Genomic DNA, 17,406 nt, shown 5'->3' on the forward strand with positions numbered 1-17,406 from the left:
TCAGGCAGCTACGGCCGGGGGGCCCGTGTCCACCGACAGCGACAAGGCTTCGACACCAACCGACGCCGATCTCCTTGCGCTGCACGTAAAGGGCGACCCCGATGCCTTCGGGGAGATCGTCCGGCGGCACCGCGACCGGCTCTGGGCCGTCGCTCTGCGCACCCTCGGTGATCGGGAAGAAGCCGCCGATGCCGTGCAGGACGCGCTGGTCTCCGCCTACCGGGCGGCCTCCTCCTTCCGCGGCCAGTCTGCCGTGACGACCTGGCTCCACCGCATCACGGTCAATGCCTGCCTGGACCGGGCGCGCAAGGCCGCCTCGCGGCGCACTTCCCCGGTCGCGGAGACCGAGCGGCTGGAGCAGCTCCTCGAACCGGAGGAGTCCGCCGCGCTTCCGGCCGAGCGCCATGATCTGCACCGGGAACTGCTCGTCGCGCTGCGCACCCTCCCCGAGGAACAGCGTGCCGCGCTCGTCCTAGTCGACATGCAGGGGTATTCCGTCGCCGAGACCGCCGCGATCCTCGGCGTTCCGACCGGCACGGTGAAAAGCCGCTGCGCACGAGGACGCGCGCGCCTGCTGCCGTTGGTCACCCATCTGCGCGGCGACGGCAGGGGTAGCGATCCGGCGGGCGGGGGAAGGAACCGGGCGCAGGGGACATCCGTCCCACCGACGGCAGGACCGAAGGGCACAGGGGCCGTGAAGGGCGGAGGTGGGCGAGCGTGACGTCGATGACCGGCGCAGGCGAGCACCCGGAGGTCTCCGAGATCTCCGATCTCACGGACGGGTTGCTCTCTCCCGCACGTACCGCGGAACTGCGGGACCACCTCGCCGGGTGCGCGCTGTGCGAAGACGTCCATGCGTCACTGGAGGAGATCCGGGGACTGCTCGGAACGCTGCCCGGCCCGGCACGCATGCCGGCCGATGTCGCCGAACGCATCGATGCAGCCCTGGCCGCCGAGGCACTGCTGAGCTCTGCCGCAGCCGACAACGAGGCACGGGTTTCACGTGAAACATCGACCGGCCACGCTCCCGTTTCACGTGAAACATCGCTCGACGACGATCTGGTTTCACGTGAAACACCGGGCGGCTCAACCTCCGTTTCACGTGAAACATCGGCCGACCCCACCCTTGTTTCACGTGAAACATCGACGCAGCCCGACGCTGTTTCACGTGAAACCAGCGTGCCGGCGCCTGCCCGCGCAGCTTCGGCGGCTCCTCCGGCCGGGCGCGGGCGCGGGACTTCCGGGCCGGGCCGCCAGTCGCCTGGCCGCCGCTCGGCACGTACGCGGCGGTGGCCCCGCGCGCTGCTCGGCGCCGCGGCCGCGGCGGCTGTGCTCGGTGTCGGCGGACTGCTCCTCCAGAGCTCGGGAACGAGCGCCGTCCAGACCACCAAGCAGGACAGCGGCTCGTCGGCGAGCGGCGGAGGCCCGTCCGTTCTGACCGCCGGGACGCTCGGCTCGCATGTCCATGCGTTGCTCGCCACCAAGAAGGCACACAACGGCCCGGAGTTCGGCACCCGCAGCTCCACCGAGACGCCGCTGCGCGGCGGTACCGACACCGTTCCGTCCTGTGTGCGCCAGGGCATCGGCCGCCCCGAGACCCCCCTTGCCTCGACCCGCAGCACCTATGAAGGGAAGGACGCCTTCCTGGTCGTGCTGCCGGACCCGTCCGACCCCCAGCGTGTCTCCGCCTACGTCGTCACTGCCTCATGCGTCTCGGCCACCCCGCCGGCCCCCGGGAAGGTCATGCTGACCCACTCATACCGGCGAGACTGAACGACGGCATGTGCGCTGTGGCACTCCGGGAATGCTCGCCCCTTAGGATCCGTTGGGTGGGGTGAGAGTTCCGAGACCCCAGCAAGCCGTCGGCAGAGACAAGGAAGACACCCGTGAGCGACGTCCGCAACGTGATCATCATCGGCTCCGGGCCCGCGGGCTATACCGCAGCGCTCTACACCGCCCGCGCGTCCCTGAAGCCGCTCGTCTTCGAAGGCGCCGTCACCGCCGGCGGTGCGCTGATGAACACCACCGACGTGGAGAACTTCCCGGGCTTCCGCGACGGCATCATGGGTCCGGACCTGATGGACAACATGCGCGCCCAGGCCGAGCGCTTCGGCGCGGAGCTGGTGCCGGACGACATCGTCTCGGTCGACCTCTCCGAGGAGATCAAGACCGTCACCGACACCACGGGCACGGTGCACCGCGCCAAGGCCGTCATCGTCGCCACCGGCTCCCAGCACCGCAAGCTCGGCCTGCCGCGTGAGGACGAACTGTCCGGGCGTGGTGTCTCCTGGTGCGCGACCTGCGACGGGTTCTTCTTCAAGGACCAGGACATCGCCGTGATCGGCGGTGGCGACACCGCGATGGAGGAGGCCACCTTCCTGTCGCGCTTCGCCAAGACCGTTACGGTGGTCCACCGCCGCGACACCCTGCGGGCGAGCAAGGCGATGCAGGACCGCGCCTTCGCCGACCCGAAGATCAAGTTCGTCTGGGACAGCGAGGTCGCCGAGGTCCACGGCGACAACAAGCTCTCCGGCCTGACGCTGCGCAACGTCAAGACGGGCGAGACCTCGGAGCTTCCGGTGACCGGCCTGTTCATCGCGATTGGCCACGACCCGCGGACCGAGCTGTTCAAGGGCCAGCTGAACCTCGACGACGAGGGTTACCTCAAGGTCGATGCGCCCAGCACCCGGACGAACCTGGCGGGCGTCTTCGCCGCCGGCGATGTGGTGGACCACACCTACCGCCAGGCGATCACCGCGGCGGGCACCGGCTGCTCCGCCGCCCTGGATGCCGAGCGGTTCCTCGCGGCGCTCTCGGACGGCGAGGCCACGGCCGAGCCGGAGAAGACCCCCTCCGCCTGACCCGCGCCCCTCAAACTTCCCACCCCACCCACCAGTAAGGAGACAGCCATGGCCGGCGCCACGGTGACCGTGACGGACGACAACTTCGAAGAGGTCGTCCTCAAGAGCGACAAGCCCGTTCTCGTGGACTTCTGGGCCACCTGGTGCGGCCCGTGCCGCCAGATCGCCCCGTCCCTGGAGGCCATTGCCGCCGAGCACGACGAGATCGTCATCGCCAAGCTGAACACCGACGAGAACCCGGCGACCACCGCCAAGTACGGCGTCATGTCGATCCCGACCATGAACGTGTACCAGGGCGGTGAGGTCGTCAAGACCATCGTCGGCGCCAAGCCCAAGGCCGCGATCGAGAAGGACCTGGCGGACTTCCTCGCCTGAGGCGCGCAGCAACGTTTCACGTGAAACCAGCGCGATGTTTCACGTGAAACATCGGCTCGGTTTCACGTGAAACATCGCGGCGGCACTCCTAGAGAGGGCGGAGTGCCGGCTCCTTCTGCACGGCTCCGAGCAAGCGGTCCAGGGCAAGCTCCACGTCTTCCTTCCACGAGATCGTGCTGCGCAGTTCGAGCCGCAGCCGCGGGTACCGGGGATGGGGACGGACAGTCTTGAACCCCACCGCCAAGAGATGATCGGCGGGCAGCACACACGCCGGCTCGGTCCAGCGCGCATCGCCGAACGCCTCGATGGCCTTGAAGCCCCGCTGGATGAGGTCCTTGGCCACCGTCTGAACCATCACCCGGCCCAGACCGTGCCCCTGGTAACCAGGAGTCAGCCACGCCGTCAGCAGCTGCACCGCGTCCGGGGACACGGGGCTGGTGGGGAAAGCCGTGGAGCGGGGGACATAGGCCGGCGGGGCGTACATCACGAACCCGGCCGGCACATCGTCGACATAGACAACGCGCCCGCAGGATCCCCACTCCAGCAGGACCGCTGAAATCCAGGCTTCCTTCTCCAGCTCCGGTCGCCCCGCCTTTACCGCGGCCTCACCGCTGACGGGATCGAGCTCCCAGAAGACGCAGGAGCGACAGCGCTTGGGGAGATCCGGAAGGTTGTCCAGCGTGAGCGGTACGAGCCGACGGCCCATGGAACCAGGTCCTCGCTTCCCTCGCCTGCCACACCGCGCAGCGCCGTCAGCGCCGCCTGCTCTCTGAGCAGACCAGCCACGAACCCTCCGAGAGCGGCGAGGCCGAACCCCGCTGCCAGCAGTCCGGTGCGGCTCACTGATCGCATGGCCCTCTCCTCGGTGTGAGGTCTCTCCACGTGGAGGTGTGGTGAACGCGTGCCATACCCGATCGCATCGTATCCACCCTTTACGGGCACGGGTACCGCCGCACAGCAAAGGGCGGGCCGTGTTCCGCTGTCAGCACGGAACACGGCCCGCCCACGAGCCGCACGAGTCAGCTCACTTCTCCGCGTCGCCCTCCTCGGACGCCTTCCCCAGGACGGGCCCCTCACCGGGAGCCAGCGTTCCGAGGATGCGCTCAAGGTCTTCCATGGAGGCGAACTCGACGACGATCTTCCCCTTCTTCTGGCCAAGATCGACCTTCACCCGGGTCTCGAAGCGGTCGGACAGCCGGGAAGCAAGACCGGTGAGCGCGGGGGACACCCGAGCACCCGCCCGCGGCTTCTTGGCCTTGCCCGCGCCCGTGGGGCTCGACCCCATGAGCGTCACGATCTCCTCGACCGAACGGACCGACAGCCCCTCCGCCACGATCCGCCGCGCCAGGTTGTCCTGCTCGTCCGGGTCGTCGACGGAGAGCAGAGCCCGGCCGTGCCCGGCGGAGAGCACACCCGCCGCGAGTCGCTTCTGCACCGTCGGCGAGAGCCGCAGCAGCCGCAGCGTGTTGGTGACCTGCGGACGCGACCGCCCGATCCGGTCGGCCAGCTCGTCATGCGTGCACTGGAAGTCCCGCAGCAGCTGGTCGTAGGCAGCAGCCTCCTCCAGCGGGTTCAGCTGCGCCCGGTGCAGATTCTCCAGCAGCGCGTCGAGCAGCAGCCGCTCGTCTTCCGTGGCCCGCACAATCGCGGGGATGCGCTCCAGCCCCGCTTCACGGCAGGCCCGCCAGCGCCGCTCGCCCATGATGAGCTCATAGCGCTCCGCCCCCGTCTGGCGGACCACCACCGGCTGGAGCAGGCCCACCTCCTTGATGGAGGTGACCAGTTCGGCGAGGGCATCCTCGTCGAACACGTCCCGCGGCTGCCGGGGGTTGGGCCGGATCGCGTCCAGCGGCACCTCGGCGAAGTGCGCACCTGCCACCTGCGTGAGGTCGTTTGCTCTTTCGGCCCCGACCGATGCTTCGGTTTCACGTGAAACATGGGGCGTCGGCAGCGATGCCACCTTGGCGGCCGCCACCCCGCGGTCCGGAGCCAGAACCGGTACGGACGACGGTGACGTCGTTCCCCTTCCCACCGCCGGCCCGGCCTGATCCGTGCTCTGCGGTGCCGCGGGGATCAGCGCACCGAGCCCGCGGCCCAGCCCCCTACGTCGTTCGCTCACTGAGTCCCCTCCGAGATGCTGTGCTGTGCTTGGTAGTTCACACTCAGGCCCTGCTCCCCGGGCTGCGAAACCCCCCGCAGCGCCATCTCCCGGGCCGCCTCCAGATACGACAGCGCGCCACTGGATCCGGGGTCATAGGTGAGCACCGTCTGCCCGTAACTCGGTGCCTCGGAGATCCGTACCGAGCGGGGGATGCTCGTCCGGAGCACCTCGTTGCCGAAGTGGCTGCGCACCTCGTCGGCGACCTGGGAGGCCAGGCGAGTACGTCCGTCGTACATGGTGAGCAGGATCGTCGAGACATGGAGCTTGGGGTTGAGGTGCCCCCGCACCAGCTCGACGTTCCGCAGCAACTGCCCCAGGCCCTCCAGCGCGTAGTACTCGCACTGGATCGGGATCAGCACCTCGGCGCCGGCGACCAGCGCATTGACGGTCAGCAGACCGAGCGAGGGCGGACAGTCGATGAGGATGTAGTCCAGCGGCTGTTCGTACGCCTTGATGGCGCGGTCCAGCCGGCTTTCCCGTGCCACCAGCGAGACCAGTTCGATCTCGGCGCCGGCCAGGTCGATGGTGGCGGGAGCGCAGAAGAGCCCCTCCACCTCGACCACCGGCTGCACGACGTCGGAGAGTGGCTTGCTCTCGACCAGCACGTCATAGATGGACGGCACTTCGGCGTGGTGGTCGATGCCCAGCGCGGTCGACGCATTGCCTTGCGGATCGAGGTCGATCACCAGGACCCGGGCGCCGTGCAGGGCCAGCGACGCCGCGATGTTCACCGTGGTGGTGGTCTTGCCGACCCCGCCCTTCTGATTGGCGACCACGATGACCCGGGTCTCTTCAGGCCGGGGCAGTTCTCCCGCGCGGCCCATCGCCCCTACCGCCAGCTGCGCCGCGCGACCTACCGGTGTGTTGTCCATCGGGGGCGGCGTTTCACGTGAAACGTCGTCCCCGAACGACTCATGACGGGGACCGGGGACCGGATCGGTCATCGGTCCCGCGGTGTTGGCGTCGGACCGCAAGGATTCACTCTCCTCGACATCAGGCTCACAATGGTGAGAGCCTGCCATGCTTCCGGCTTCGCGAACCAGTGAGGTCCGTTCTCCTGTGGATGAAGCCGCGCCTGTGGAGAGATCCGTGACCCGTGTGGGTTTCCGGTCGTGCGGTGCGGCAGCCGCACGACCGCGGCTGATGATCCCTTGCAGCAGAGAACGACGTTTCACGTGAAACACGATGCCAGCGCCGCGTCCGATTAAGCCGCGACACTCCGTCTTGTGGCTTTTTGTAGCGCCCGCGGAATGCGCCCTGTCCGCTGTTCCGCGGATGCCTCCGCGCGCACCGCAGGAATCCCGTCCGGACCCCTGCGGTATCGCCGCTTCAGCGCCGGCGGCCCCGCGACGCACGGCTGGTCCGCGCCGCCTTCGCCCGCTTGGCCGCGAAGCGCACCCCGCCCGGGCTCTCGCCCACCTCGACCCGCACCACGGTCGACAGCGGATCCACCACGCCCTCACCGACCTGCACGATCGACGTGTCCACCACACCGAGCTTGCTCAGCGCGGCCCGGGAGGCCTTCAGCTCTTCCTCCGCGGTGTCGCCCTTGAGCGCCAGCATCTGCCCGTAAGGACGGAGCAGCGGCACGCCCCAGCCGGCCAGCCGGTCGAGCGGCGCGACGGCCCGCGCGGTCACCACATGGACCTGGGGAAGCTTGCCCATGACCTCTTCCGCCCGGCCGCGGACGACCGTGACGTGGTCCAGACCGAGCAGCTCCACGACCTCCTGGAGGAAATTCGTCCGCCGCAGCAGCGGCTCCAGGAGCGTGATCTTGAGGTCCGGGCGCACCAGCGCCAGCGGAATGCCGGGCAGCCCGGCGCCCGAGCCGACGTCACAGACCGAGACGCCCTCGGGGACCACCTCGGAGAGCACCGCGCAGTTCAGCAGATGCCGCTCCCACAGCCGTGGCACCTCGCGCGGGCCGATCAGCCCGCGCTTCACCCCCGCGTCGGCGAGCAGTTCGCCGTACCGCACGGCCTCCGCAAAGCGCTCGCCGAAAACCTCCTGCGCCGCTTTCGGCGCGGGAGGGAGCTCCGCTGATGCCTCCGTCACGGGAACCGCCCTTCCTCTGGACTGCTTTTCCTGCCGGGATCCCGGCCGTACCACCGGGGATAACACAGAAGGCTGACAAGTTTTGGCCCCGCCTGCGAGCAGACGGGGCCAAAGTAAGACTGCGCACGAAGCGTCAGGCCGGGAGGACCACCACGCGGCGCTCCGGCTCCTCACCCTCGGACTCGCTCCGCAGCCCGGCCGCGGCGACCGCGTCGTGCACGACCTTGCGCTCGAACGGCGTCATCGGGTCCAGCTTGACCGGCTGGCCGGTGCTCCTGGCCTCCTCCGCGGCGCTCTCGCCGATCTTGGCGAGCTCCTCGCGCTTCCGCGCCCGGAAGCCGCCGATGTCCAGCATCAGACGGCTGCGGTCGCCGGTCTCGCGGAGCACCGCCAGCCGCGTCAGCTCCTGGAGCGCCTCCAGCACCTCACCGTCCCGGCCGACCAGCTTCTGGAGATCGCGGCTGGACGAGTCGCCGATGATCGACACCGAGGCGCGGTCGGCCTCGACGTCCATGTCGATGTCCCCGTCGAGGTCCGCGATGTCCAGCAGACCCTCCAGGTAGTCGGCCGCGATCTCGCCTTCCTGCTCCAGGCGGGTCAGGGTGTCGGCGCCCTTGGTGCCAGGGGTCGTGTCCGTCACGTAAGGACTCCTTCTTACTTCTTGGACGGGTGCTTGGGGCGCTGCTGGCCCTTGCGCTGTCCGGACTTGGTGTTACGGGACCCGGAGGCAGCGCCCTTGGCGGACGCCCCACCCTTCCCCTTGTCGTCCTGCGCGGCCGTACCGCTGCCCTCGGCGGTGGTGCCGTTCGCCGAGGAACTGGCCCGCGTGCGGCTCTGCGGGGCACCGCTCGGCGCGCTCGCACCGGTCTGGCGCTTGGCCTTCGGCTGCCGCTTGGGCTGCTGGCGGTTCTGGCGCGCCTCCTCGGCGGCCTTCTTCGCGGCGACCTCGGCGGGGCTCTCGACCAGCTTGCCCTTGGCCCGCAGCCGCTCCTGGCGCTCGGTGAACGCCTTGCTGCCCGGGGTGGGGTTGCGGCGGATGACGAACATCTGCTGGCCCATGGTCCACACGTTGGTGGTCAGCCAGTAGACGAGGACACCGACGGGGAAGTTGATGCCGAAGACGGCGAACATGACCGGGAAGACGTACATCAGCATCTTCTGCTGCTGCATGAACGGCGTCTTCACCGTGAGGTCGACGTTCTTCGTCATCAGCTGGCGCTGGGTGTAGAACTGCGACGCCGACATCAGGACGATCATGATGATCGTGACCACGCGGACATCGGTCAGCGAGGCGCCCAGGCTCTGGATCTTCTCCGCGCTGTCCATGAACTTGGCCGCGAGCGGGGCACCGAAGATGTGCGCCTTCTGCGCGCTGGCCAGCAGCGTCGGGTCGATGAAGCCGACGGTCTTGTTCTGCGCGATGTGGCTGAGGACCTGGTACAGCGAGATGAAGAACGGGGACTGCGCCAGGATCGGGAGACAGCTCGAGAGCGGGTTGGTGCCCGTCTCCTTGTAGAGCTTCATCATCTCTTCGGACTGGCGCTGCTTGTCGCTCTTGTAGCGCTCCTGGATCGCCTTCATCTTCGGCTGGAGCGCCTGCATGTTCCGCGTCGACTTGATCTGCTTCACGAAGAGCGGGATCAGGCAGACACGGATCAGCACCACCAGCGAGACGATGGACAGACCCCACGCAGCTCCACTGTCCGGATCGAAGAACAGGCCGAAGAACGAGTGGAACTGGACGATGATCCAGGAAACTGCGTAATAAAGAGGTTTGAGGATCGTGTCCACGAATCAGGCTCCTTGGGCGTTGGGCTGAGTCTCGGGCTGGGCGACAGGCTCAGGGACGGCAGGCCCGCCCAGGCGGCTCCTCAGCCGCTGATGCCAAACCGGACGCTTCCGGGGAGGGACGTGGTCGACGCCACCGAGCGACCACGGATTGCACCGCAGGATGCGCCAAGCGGTCAGCGCAGTCCCCTTCACCGCGCCGTGCCGGTCGATGGCGGTGTAGCCATAGTGCGAACACGACGGGTAGTACTTGCAGACCGGGCCCAGCAGGGGGCTGATGGTCCACTGGTAGATCTTGATCAAAAGCAGCAGCGGGTACTTCACTGTGCGCTCCCTCCCGGGTCCCGTCCGGGAGCCCGGGGGTCGACGGCTCTGCCGCCGGTTGCCGTGCCGGTGGGATCGCTGCCTTTCGGCGCCCCTCCCAGCAGCCGCTCCAGAGCGGCGTCCAGGTCGCGGGCCAGCTGGTCGTATTCGGCCGCGCCCGCGCCGGGCAAGGCCCGTACGACAACCAGGCTACCGGCGGGCAGCCGGTCCAGCCGATCGCGCACGAGATGGCGCAGCCGCCGCTTGACCTTGTTGCGGACGACCGCGATACCAACGGCCTTGCTGACGACGAAACCCGCACGCGCCGGGGGAACAGTTCCCCCCGCTGCGTGCGGGTCCGTTGCACCGCTACGGCAATGAACGACAAGGAGCGGGCGCCCGGCCCTGCGTCCCCGGCGTACCGCGGCCGCGAAGTCCTCGCGCCGCCTCAGCCGATTTTCGGTAGGCAGCACGTCATGGACCTAGGTCAGGCTGCTCAGGCCGACAGGCGGGCGCGACCCTTGCTGCGGCGCGACGCGAGGATCGCGCGGCCGGCACGGGTCCGCATGCGCAGACGGAAGCCGTGGGTCTTCGCGCGACGGCGGTTGTTCGGCTGGAAGGTGCGCTTGCTCACTCGGGGGCTCCAGGAATCTTTGATGTCTCTTACGAGACGGATGTGGGGCGTCGACTGGCTGTCACCGTGCGCCCACGAGTAGCTCGCCACGCCCGAGTGCACCGCTACACGATCACGAGAGCGCGATCTTTGCCCATCGGAGGCAGGCGGCAGCAGCCATCGACAACTCGACCGGTTCACGGTACGCGGGGCTGCGCCATCCGGTCAAACCAGCTCCCGGACGGTGCGCAGAGCCGCCGCCAGGACACACTATGCACAGCCTGTGGACAACAACTTGAATCCCCAGGCCCGCCCTGACTACCGTGGCTGAACTCCATTTCCTTCCCGGCCGTCCTGAGAATCACACATTCGTGGGACTGTGAGAGAGCGTGCCCTGTGGCTGATGTACCTGCCGATCTTGCCGCAGTGTGGCCACGCGTACTCGATCACCTCCTGCGGGCCGAGGCCGATGGCCTCAAGCCCAAGGACCAGGACTGGCTCAAGCGGACCCAGCCCCTGGCGCTGGTCGCGGACACCGCCCTGCTCGCCGTCCCCAACGAGTTCGCCAAGGGCGTGCTCGAAGGCCGGCTGGCACCGCTGATCGGCGAGGCGCTCAGCCACGAGTGCGGGCGCCCGATCCGGATCGCGATCACCGTCGACGACTCCTCCGAGGAGCCGCCGGCCCAGCCGCCCGCCCCGCCCCAGCAGCAGCACGGCCAGCACCCGCAGCCGCAGCGCGACGGCTATGACAGCTATGACGCGCGCCACGACGCCCGCCACGACCCCCGCCACGACGCCCGGCAGGGATACGGGCACCAGGGCGACGACCTCCCCACCGTCCGTCCCGCGTACCCGGACTACCCGCAGCAGCCGCGGCACGAGCCCGGCGCCTGGCCGCAGCACTCGGTCGCCGACACGGTCGGCCCGCGCGAGGAGTACGGCTGGCAGCAGCACCACGGCGGGTACCCCGAGCGCGAGACGTCCTCGGAGCAGTGGCGCGAGCCGTACGGCTCCTCGCCGCCCGCGCACCTCCAGCAGCACCCGAACGACTACCGCCCCCAGGGGCCGGACCGCGGCGCGCCGCGCCCCCCGGAAGGGCCGCGCCCGCCGTACGAGCAGCAGCGGCGCGACCTCCCCGAGCTGCCGCCGCCCGGCGGCCGGCCCGGCGGGCCCGGTTCCCCGCTGCCCGCGCCCAGCGGCGCCCCCGGTCCGCTCGCCGCGCAGCCCGCGCCGGCGACCGGCCCCGGCGAGCCGACCGCGCGGCTGAACCCGAAGTACCTGTTCGACACCTTCGTCATCGGCGCGTCCAACCGCTTCGCGCACGCCGCGGCGGTCGCGGTCGCCGAGGCGCCGGCCAAGGCGTACAACCCGCTGTTCATCTACGGGGAGTCCGGCCTCGGCAAGACCCACCTGCTGCACGCGATCGGGCACTACGCACGCAGCCTCTACCCGGGGACCCGGGTGCGGTACGTGAGCTCGGAGGAGTTCACCAACGAGTTCATCAACTCCATCCGGGACGGCAAGGCGGACGCGTTCCGCAAGCGCTACCGGGACATGGACATCCTGCTCGTCGACGACATCCAGTTCCTGGCGAGCAAGGAGTCGACGCAGGAGGAGTTCTTCCACACCTTCAACACCCTGCACAACGCCAACAAGCAGATCGTGCTCTCCAGTGACCGGCCGCCCAAGCAGCTGGTCACCCTGGAGGACCGGCTGCGCAACCGCTTCGAGTGGGGTCTGATCACCGACGTCCAGCCGCCCGAGCTGGAGACCCGGATCGCGATCCTCCGCAAGAAGGCGGTGCAGGAGCAGCTGAACGCGCCGCCGGAGGTGCTGGAGTTCATCGCCTCGCGGATCTCGCGCAACATCCGCGAGCTGGAGGGCGCGCTGATCCGGGTGACGGCGTTCGCGTCGCTCAACCGGCAGCCGGTGGACCTGGGGCTCACCGAGATCGTGCTGAAGGACCTGATCCCCGGCGGTGAGGACACCGCGCCGGAGATCACCGCGACCGCGATCATGGCCTCGACCGCCGACTACTTCGGGCTGACCGTGGACGACCTGTGCGGTTCCTCGCGCAGCCGGGTGCTGGTGACGGCCCGCCAGATCGCCATGTACCTGTGCCGGGAGCTGACCGATCTCTCGCTGCCGAAGATCGGCGCGCAGTTCGGCGGCCGCGACCACACCACCGTGATGCACGCCGACCGCAAGATCCGTGCGCTGATGGCCGAGCGGCGCTCCATCTACAACCAGGTCACCGAGCTGACCAACCGCATCAAGAACGGCTGACGGGCGGCCCGCCGGCCGCCACCGCCGTCCAGGGCGCTCCGGGATCCCCTCCCGGGGCGCCCTTCGCCGTACGGGCCCGGGGGCCCTGCCGAGCGGCGGTGGGGAAGCGTCCGCGGGGCCCGGACACACCCGGCGGAGCGGCTTCCGGAAGGCGTTCGCGGGCGGTCCGGGCGGGCGTCCGCAGCGCCGGCGGCCGTCCCGAGCCTGTGGAAGGCGCCCGGCGCTGTTCGATTCCCGGGGAGGTCACGGCCTCTCTCCACAGATTGGGCAAGAATCTTCCGTCCACAGGCTGGGGAGGGGAAAGTTATCCCTGTGGGATCCACAGGCAGGGGGTCGGAGGGGCCAACCTGCGAGGTCAGCAGGGTGTGGAATTGTGGCCAACCGTAATCCACAGGCTGTGGACGAAGCGTTCGTCCACAGGAGCGGTGAGGAGTTGTCCACCGGCTGCCCACAGGCGAAGCCCCGTTGTCCCCAGTGATCGACGGCTTCTCCACACCGCTGTCCACTGTTCGGCAACACAACACCCGCCCTCACTGCGCCGAGTGAAAGCGGTCACACGACATCGGTGGGTTGGGCTGTGGGGAACGTGGGTAAACCTGGGGACGGCACTGGGGAGAAGTGCCTCCGCCCTGTGCATGGGGTGTGCAGAACTTCCGCCGATCCACAGCCGGGGCCGGTTATCCACGGCGGCCACCCACAGGGGCAGTGGACAAAAAATCCGTGCTGACCTGCGCAAAGCCAGTTGTCCACGGTTTCCACAGGCCCTACTACTACGACCACGGATATCAACCGGGGAATTCGCTCGGAACCGGGGCCTGTGCACAACCCGGCTCCGGAGCGCGCCGCTCCGTCCCAGCCGACTTGACCCCGAGCCGCACCGGCTCCCCGCGGCGTGCGTCAGACTGGTCTGGCGGCAACTCAGCCGACGACGAAGAGCCAGCAGGGCGAGAGCCAGCAACAGCAGGAGGCGGTTTCCGGTGAAGATCCGGGTGGAGCGCGATGTACTCGCGGAGGCAGTGGCCTGGGCGGCCAAGAGCCTCCCGGCCCGTCCGCCGGTGCCCGTCCTCGCGGGCCTGCTGCTGAAGGCGGACGACGGCGCGCTGAGCCTCTCCGGCTTCGACTACGAGGTCTCGGCGCGGGTCTCGGTGGAGGCCGAGGTCGAGGAGGAGGGCACCGTCCTCGTCTCCGGCCGGCTGCTCGCCGACATCTGCCGCGCCCTCCCCAACCGCCCGGTGGAGATTTCCACCGACGGTGTACGGGTGACCGTGGTCTGCGGCTCCTCCCGCTTCACCCTCCACACCCTGCCGGTGGAGGAGTACCCGTCGCTGCCGGCGATGCCCACCGCCACCGGCACCGTCCCCGCCGAGGTCTTCGCCGCGGCCGCCGCCCAGGTGGCCATCGCGGCCGGCCGCGACGACACGCTTCCGGTGCTCACCGGTGTGCGGATCGAGATCGAGGGCGACACCGTCACCCTGGCCTCCACCGACCGCTACCGCTTCGCGGTCCGCGAGTTCCTGTGGAAGCCGGAGAGCCCGGACGCCTCCGCGGTCGCCCTGGTCCCGGCCAAGACGCTGCTGGACACCGCCAAGTCGCTGAGCGGCGGCGACACCGTCACCCTGGCGCTGTCCGGCTCCGGGCAGGGCGAGGGCCTGATCGGTTTCGAGGGCGCCGGCCGGCGGACCACGACCCGGCTGCTCGAAGGCGACCTGCCGAAGTACCGCACCCTCTTCCCGACGGAGTTCAACTCGGTCGCGGTGATCGAGACCGCCCCGTTCGTCGAGGCCGTCAAGCGCGTGGCCCTGGTCGCCGAGCGGAACACCCCGGTCCGGCTGAGCTTCGAGCAGGGCGTGCTCATCCTGGAGGCCGGCTCCAGCGACGATGCACAGGCTGTGGAAAGGGTCGACGCCGACCTGGAGGGCGACGACATCTCGATCGCCTTCAACCCCGGCTTCCTGCTGGAGGGCCTGTCGGCGATCGACTCGCCGGTGGCCCAGCTGTCGTTCACCACCTCGACCAAGCCCGCGCTGCTCAGCGGCCGCCCGGCCAAGGACGCCGAGGCCGACGATGCCTACAAGTACCTGATCATGCCGGTCCGCCTCTCCGGCTGACGGCGGCGGACGGCTCCCGTACCGACCGGGCCCCGGCCGCTGCGCCGGGGCCCTGCGGCGACCGGCTGACAGGCCCCCGATGAGCGGCTGAGCCCACAGCTGTGCACAGGGTCCCGGGCGTAGGCTCGGACTCGGGTACGAACAGCAACGACTATGTGCAAAGAGGGTCTCTGATGGAGCTCGGTCTCGTCGGTCTCGGCAAGATGGGCGGCAACATGCGCGAGCGCATTCGCCGCGCCGGCCACACCGTCATCGGATACGACCGCAACCCCGACCTGGCCGATGTGGGCAGCCTCCAGGAGCTGGTGGACCGGCTCCAGGGGCCGCGGGTGGTCTGGGTCATGGTGCCGGCCGGCGCCGCCACCCAGTCGACCATCGACGAGCTGGCCGAGCTGCTCTCGCCGGGCGACCTCGTCGTGGACGGCGGCAACTCCCGCTGGACCGACGACGAGAAGCACGCCGAGGAGCTGGCCGCCAAGGGCATCGGCTTCGTGGACTGCGGCGTCTCCGGCGGCGTCTGGGGCCTGGAGAACGGCTACGCGCTGATGTACGGCGGCGACAAGGAGAACGTCGCCAAGGTGCAGCCGGTCTTCGACGCCCTCAAGCCCGAGGGCGACTTCGGCTCGGTGCACGCCGGCAAGGTGGGCGCGGGCCACTTCGCGAAGATGGTCCACAACGGCATCGAGTACGCCATGATGCAGGCGTACGCCGAGGGCTGGGAGCTGCTGGAGAAGGTCGACTCCGTGGAGAACGTCCGCGAGATCTTCCGCTCCTGGCAGGAGGGCACGGTCATCCGCTCCTGGCTGCTGGACCTGGCCGTCAACGCCCTCGACGAGGACGAGCACCTGGCCAAGCTGCGCGGGTACGCCGCGGACTCCGGTGAGGGCCGCTGGACGGTCGAGGCCGCGATCGACAACGCCGTGCCGCTGCCGGCGATCACCGCGTCGCTCTTCGCCCGCTTCTCGTCCCGCCAGGACGACTCCCCGCAGATGAAGATGATCGCCGCGCTGCGCAACCAGTTCGGTGGCCACGCGGTCGAGAGCACGAAGTAAGCACCACCCGCACAACAGCTCAGCAGCCGGGGGAGGTCGGCGCGTAGCTATGCACGTAACGCACCTGTCGCTCGCCGACTTCCGCTCGTACGCCCGGGTCGAGGTCCCGCTCGACCCGGGCGTCACGGCGTTCGTGGGACCCAACGGCCAGGGCAAGACGAATCTCGTCGAGGCGGTCGGCTATCTGGCCACGCTCGGCAGCCACCGGGTCTCCTCGGACGCGCCGCTGGTGCGGATGGGCGCGGACCGGGCGGTCATCCGGGCCGCGGTCGCGCAGGGCGACCGGCAGCAGCTGGTGGAGCTGGAGCTCAATCCGGGCAAGGCGAACCGCGCCAGGATCAACCGGTCCTCGCAGGTCAGACCGCGTGACGTGCTGGGGATCGTGCGGACCGTGCTGTTCGCGCCGGAGGACCTGGCACTGGTCAAGGGCGACCCCGGGGAGCGCCGGCGGTTCCTCGACGAACTGATCACCGCCCGCTCGCCGCGGATGGCCGGGGTGCGCTCCGACTACGACCGCGTCCTCAAGCAGCGGAACACCCTGCTGAAGACGGCGGCACTGGCCCGGCGGCACGGCGGGCGGCAGATGGACCTGTCGACGCTGGACGTCTGGGACCAGCACCTGGCCCGGGCCGGCGCCGAACTGCTCGCCCAGCGGCTCGACCTGATCGCCGCCCTGGGGCCGCTGGCGGACAAGGCGTACGAGCAGCTGGCGCCGGGCGGTGGCCCGCTGGGGCTGGAGTACCGCGGGTCCGCGGGCGAGGCGATGGCCGCCGCCACCCGCCGCGAGGAGCTGTACGAGGTCCTGCTGGCGGCGCTCGGCGAGGCCCGCCGGAACGAGATCGAGCGCGGGGTGACGCTGGTCGGCCCGCACCGGGACGATCTGCTGCTCAAGCTGGGCCAGCTGCCGGCGAAGGGCTACGCCAGCCACGGCGAGTCCTGGTCGTACGCGCTGGCACTGCGGCTGGCGTCGTACGAGCTGCTGCGCGCGGAGGGCAATGAGCCGGTGCTGGTGCTGGACGACGTCTTCGCCGAGCTGGACGCCCGGCGGCGGGAGCGGCTGGCGGAGCTGGTGGCGCCGGGCGAGCAGGTGCTGGTGACCGCGGCGGTGGACGACGACGTGCCGCACGTGCTGACCGGCGCCCGGTACGCGGTCTCCGGTGGCACGGTGGAGAGGGTGGACCGGTGACCGAACCGCAGCCGGAGCGGCCCAAGGTCCCCGAGCTGTCCGGTGTGGACCTGGCCCGCCAGGCGCTGGTGGCCGCCAAGGAGCAGGCCCGCGCTCGCGGCGCCGCCGCGCAGCAGCGCAAGCAGGCCCGCCGCGGCGGGCTCCGCTCGGGCGCGCGGGCGGACGGGCGGGACCCGCTGCCGCTGGGCGCGGCGATCAACCGGCTGATCACCGAACGCGGCTGGGAGACCCCGGCGGCGGTCGGCGGGGTGATGGGCCGCTGGCCGCAGCTGGTCGGTCCCGAGGTGGCGCAGCACTGCGAGCCGCAGCGGTACGACGAGGACGCCCGGGTGCTGACGGTGCAGTGCGACTCGACGGCCTGGGCGACGCAGCTGCGGCTGCTGGCACCGCAGCTGGTGGCCCGCCTCAACCAGGACCTGGGCCACGGCTCGGTCAAGATGATCAAGGTGCTGGGGCCGGGCGGTCCGGCGCGCCGCTACGGGCCGCTGCGCGCACCGGGCAGCCGGGGGCCCGGCGACACCTACGGCTGAGGCCCGGCCGGGATGCGTGCGCCTTCGAGGGGGCGGTGTTTCACGTGAAACACCGCCCCCTCGCGCTTCCGCGGCCGGTCACGCGCCG

General features: G+C 69.9%; 17 protein-coding genes and 1 pseudogene. 9 read left to right on the top strand and 9 right to left on the bottom strand.

What is annotated here, in order from left to right:
- Positions 1 to 25: 25 nt before the first annotated feature.
- The 4 genes from sigM to trxA all read left to right on the top strand — a co-directional run bounded on the left by sigM (position 26) and on the right by trxA (position 3,236).
- Entirely contained in the window at positions 26 to 721 is a 696-nt protein-coding gene (gene sigM / locus MUU72_RS09765; protein WP_248012770.1) for an RNA polymerase sigma factor SigM, read from the top strand.
- On the top strand, positions 718 to 1,773 hold the full coding sequence (locus MUU72_RS09770; RefSeq protein ID WP_505016663.1) for an anti-sigma factor family protein: 1,056 nt from the start codon (positions 718 to 720) through the stop codon (positions 1,771 to 1,773). The genes sigM and MUU72_RS09770 overlap by 4 nt, the downstream gene beginning before the upstream one ends.
- A 113-nt stretch (positions 1,774 to 1,886) precedes the next feature.
- Positions 1,887 to 2,861, top strand: a complete 975-nt coding sequence (trxB, locus tag MUU72_RS09775) for a thioredoxin-disulfide reductase (RefSeq protein ID WP_248012771.1) — start codon at positions 1,887 to 1,889, stop codon at positions 2,859 to 2,861.
- Between the two features lie 48 nt (positions 2,862 to 2,909).
- Positions 2,910 to 3,236 carry a thioredoxin gene (gene trxA / locus MUU72_RS09780; protein WP_248012772.1) on the top strand — a complete coding sequence of 109 codons (327 nt, stop codon included), beginning with the start codon at positions 2,910 to 2,912 and terminating at the stop codon, positions 3,234 to 3,236.
- An 88-nt stretch (positions 3,237 to 3,324) separates the two neighbouring features.
- On the opposite strand, the gene MUU72_RS09785 is transcribed toward trxA, so the two are convergent.
- The 9 genes and pseudogenes from MUU72_RS09785 to rpmH form a co-directional block, all read right to left on the bottom strand.
- Positions 3,325 to 3,942, bottom strand: a complete 618-nt coding sequence (locus tag MUU72_RS09785; RefSeq protein WP_248012773.1) for a GNAT family N-acetyltransferase — start codon at positions 3,940 to 3,942, stop codon at positions 3,325 to 3,327.
- Between the two features lie 318 nt (positions 3,943 to 4,260).
- Positions 4,261 to 5,355 carry a ParB/RepB/Spo0J family partition protein gene (locus tag MUU72_RS09790; protein ID WP_248012774.1) on the bottom strand — a complete coding sequence of 365 codons (1,095 nt, stop codon included), beginning with the start codon at positions 5,353 to 5,355 and terminating at the stop codon, positions 4,261 to 4,263.
- The gene (locus tag MUU72_RS09795) at positions 5,352 to 6,419 is read right to left on the bottom strand and encodes an AAA family ATPase (protein WP_282503865.1); all 1,068 of its coding nucleotides are present in this window, start codon (positions 6,417 to 6,419) and stop codon (positions 5,352 to 5,354) included. The genes MUU72_RS09790 and MUU72_RS09795 overlap by 4 nt, the downstream gene beginning before the upstream one ends.
- Before the next feature lie 307 nt (positions 6,420 to 6,726).
- On the bottom strand, positions 6,727 to 7,452 hold the full coding sequence (rsmG, locus tag MUU72_RS09800; RefSeq protein ID WP_248012775.1) for a 16S rRNA (guanine(527)-N(7))-methyltransferase RsmG: 726 nt from the start codon (positions 7,450 to 7,452) through the stop codon (positions 6,727 to 6,729).
- 133 nt (positions 7,453 to 7,585) lie between these two features.
- Positions 7,586 to 8,092, bottom strand: a complete 507-nt coding sequence (locus MUU72_RS09805; RefSeq protein ID WP_248012776.1) for a Jag family protein — start codon at positions 8,090 to 8,092, stop codon at positions 7,586 to 7,588.
- A 14-nt stretch (positions 8,093 to 8,106) separates the two neighbouring features.
- On the bottom strand, positions 8,107 to 9,243 hold the full coding sequence (yidC, locus tag MUU72_RS09810) for a membrane protein insertase YidC (protein ID WP_248012777.1): 1,137 nt from the start codon (positions 9,241 to 9,243) through the stop codon (positions 8,107 to 8,109).
- A 3-nt stretch (positions 9,244 to 9,246) separates the two neighbouring features.
- The gene (gene yidD, locus MUU72_RS09815) at positions 9,247 to 9,564 is read right to left on the bottom strand and encodes a membrane protein insertion efficiency factor YidD (RefSeq protein ID WP_248012778.1); all 318 of its coding nucleotides are present in this window, start codon (positions 9,562 to 9,564) and stop codon (positions 9,247 to 9,249) included.
- 83 nt (positions 9,565 to 9,647) lie between these two features.
- Positions 9,648 to 10,016: pseudogene (gene rnpA / locus MUU72_RS09820) on the bottom strand (ribonuclease P protein component); the annotation flags it as partial.
- Between the two features lie 23 nt (positions 10,017 to 10,039).
- On the bottom strand, positions 10,040 to 10,177 hold the full coding sequence (rpmH, locus tag MUU72_RS09825) for a 50S ribosomal protein L34 (protein WP_003956500.1): 138 nt from the start codon (positions 10,175 to 10,177) through the stop codon (positions 10,040 to 10,042).
- A gap of 375 nt (positions 10,178 to 10,552) precedes the next feature.
- On the opposite strand from rpmH, the gene dnaA reads away from it, so the two are divergent.
- The 5 genes from dnaA (at position 10,553) to MUU72_RS09850 (ending at position 17,318) form a co-directional block, all read left to right on the top strand.
- Positions 10,553 to 12,442, top strand: a complete 1,890-nt coding sequence (gene dnaA, locus MUU72_RS09830) for a chromosomal replication initiator protein DnaA (RefSeq protein ID WP_308403802.1) — start codon at positions 10,553 to 10,555, stop codon at positions 12,440 to 12,442.
- Positions 12,443 to 13,419: 977 nt separating this feature from the next.
- Complete coding sequence (gene dnaN, locus MUU72_RS09835; RefSeq protein WP_248012781.1) at positions 13,420 to 14,550, top strand: DNA polymerase III subunit beta; 1,131 nt, start codon at positions 13,420 to 13,422, stop codon at positions 14,548 to 14,550.
- A gap of 173 nt (positions 14,551 to 14,723) precedes the next feature.
- Positions 14,724 to 15,602, top strand: a complete 879-nt coding sequence (gene gnd, locus MUU72_RS09840; protein WP_248012782.1) for a phosphogluconate dehydrogenase (NAD(+)-dependent, decarboxylating) — start codon at positions 14,724 to 14,726, stop codon at positions 15,600 to 15,602.
- A 49-nt stretch (positions 15,603 to 15,651) separates the two neighbouring features.
- Complete coding sequence (recF, locus tag MUU72_RS09845; RefSeq protein ID WP_248012783.1) at positions 15,652 to 16,788, top strand: DNA replication/repair protein RecF; 1,137 nt, start codon at positions 15,652 to 15,654, stop codon at positions 16,786 to 16,788.
- Positions 16,785 to 17,318: a DciA family protein gene (locus MUU72_RS09850; protein WP_248012784.1), complete on the top strand. Its 534-nt coding sequence runs from the start codon at positions 16,785 to 16,787 to the stop codon at positions 17,316 to 17,318. Before recF ends, MUU72_RS09850 begins: the two co-directional genes overlap by 4 nt.
- Positions 17,319 to 17,406 lie beyond the last annotated feature (88 nt).

It is taken from the genome of Streptomyces rhizoryzae (genome assembly GCF_023155275.1).
GTDB classification, from domain to species: Bacteria; Actinomycetota; Actinomycetes; order Streptomycetales; family Streptomycetaceae; genus Streptomyces; species Streptomyces rhizoryzae.

What these genes read in the sequence shown, in the direction of transcription:
- gnd (WP_248012782.1), top strand. Translation starts at nt 14,724, where the DNA reads ATGGAGCTCGGTCTCGTCGGTCTCGGCAAGATGGGCGGCAACATGCGC.
- MUU72_RS09785 (WP_248012773.1), bottom strand. Translation starts at nt 3,942, where the DNA reads ATGGGCCGTCGGCTCGTACCGCTCACGCTGGACAACCTTCCGGATCTC.
- recF (WP_248012783.1), top strand. Translation starts at nt 15,652, where the DNA reads ATGCACGTAACGCACCTGTCGCTCGCCGACTTCCGCTCGTACGCCCGG.
- trxA (WP_248012772.1), top strand. Translation starts at nt 2,910, where the DNA reads ATGGCCGGCGCCACGGTGACCGTGACGGACGACAACTTCGAAGAGGTC.
- MUU72_RS09795 (WP_282503865.1), bottom strand. Translation starts at nt 6,419, where the DNA reads ATGGCAGGCTCTCACCATTGTGAGCCTGATGTCGAGGAGAGTGAATCC.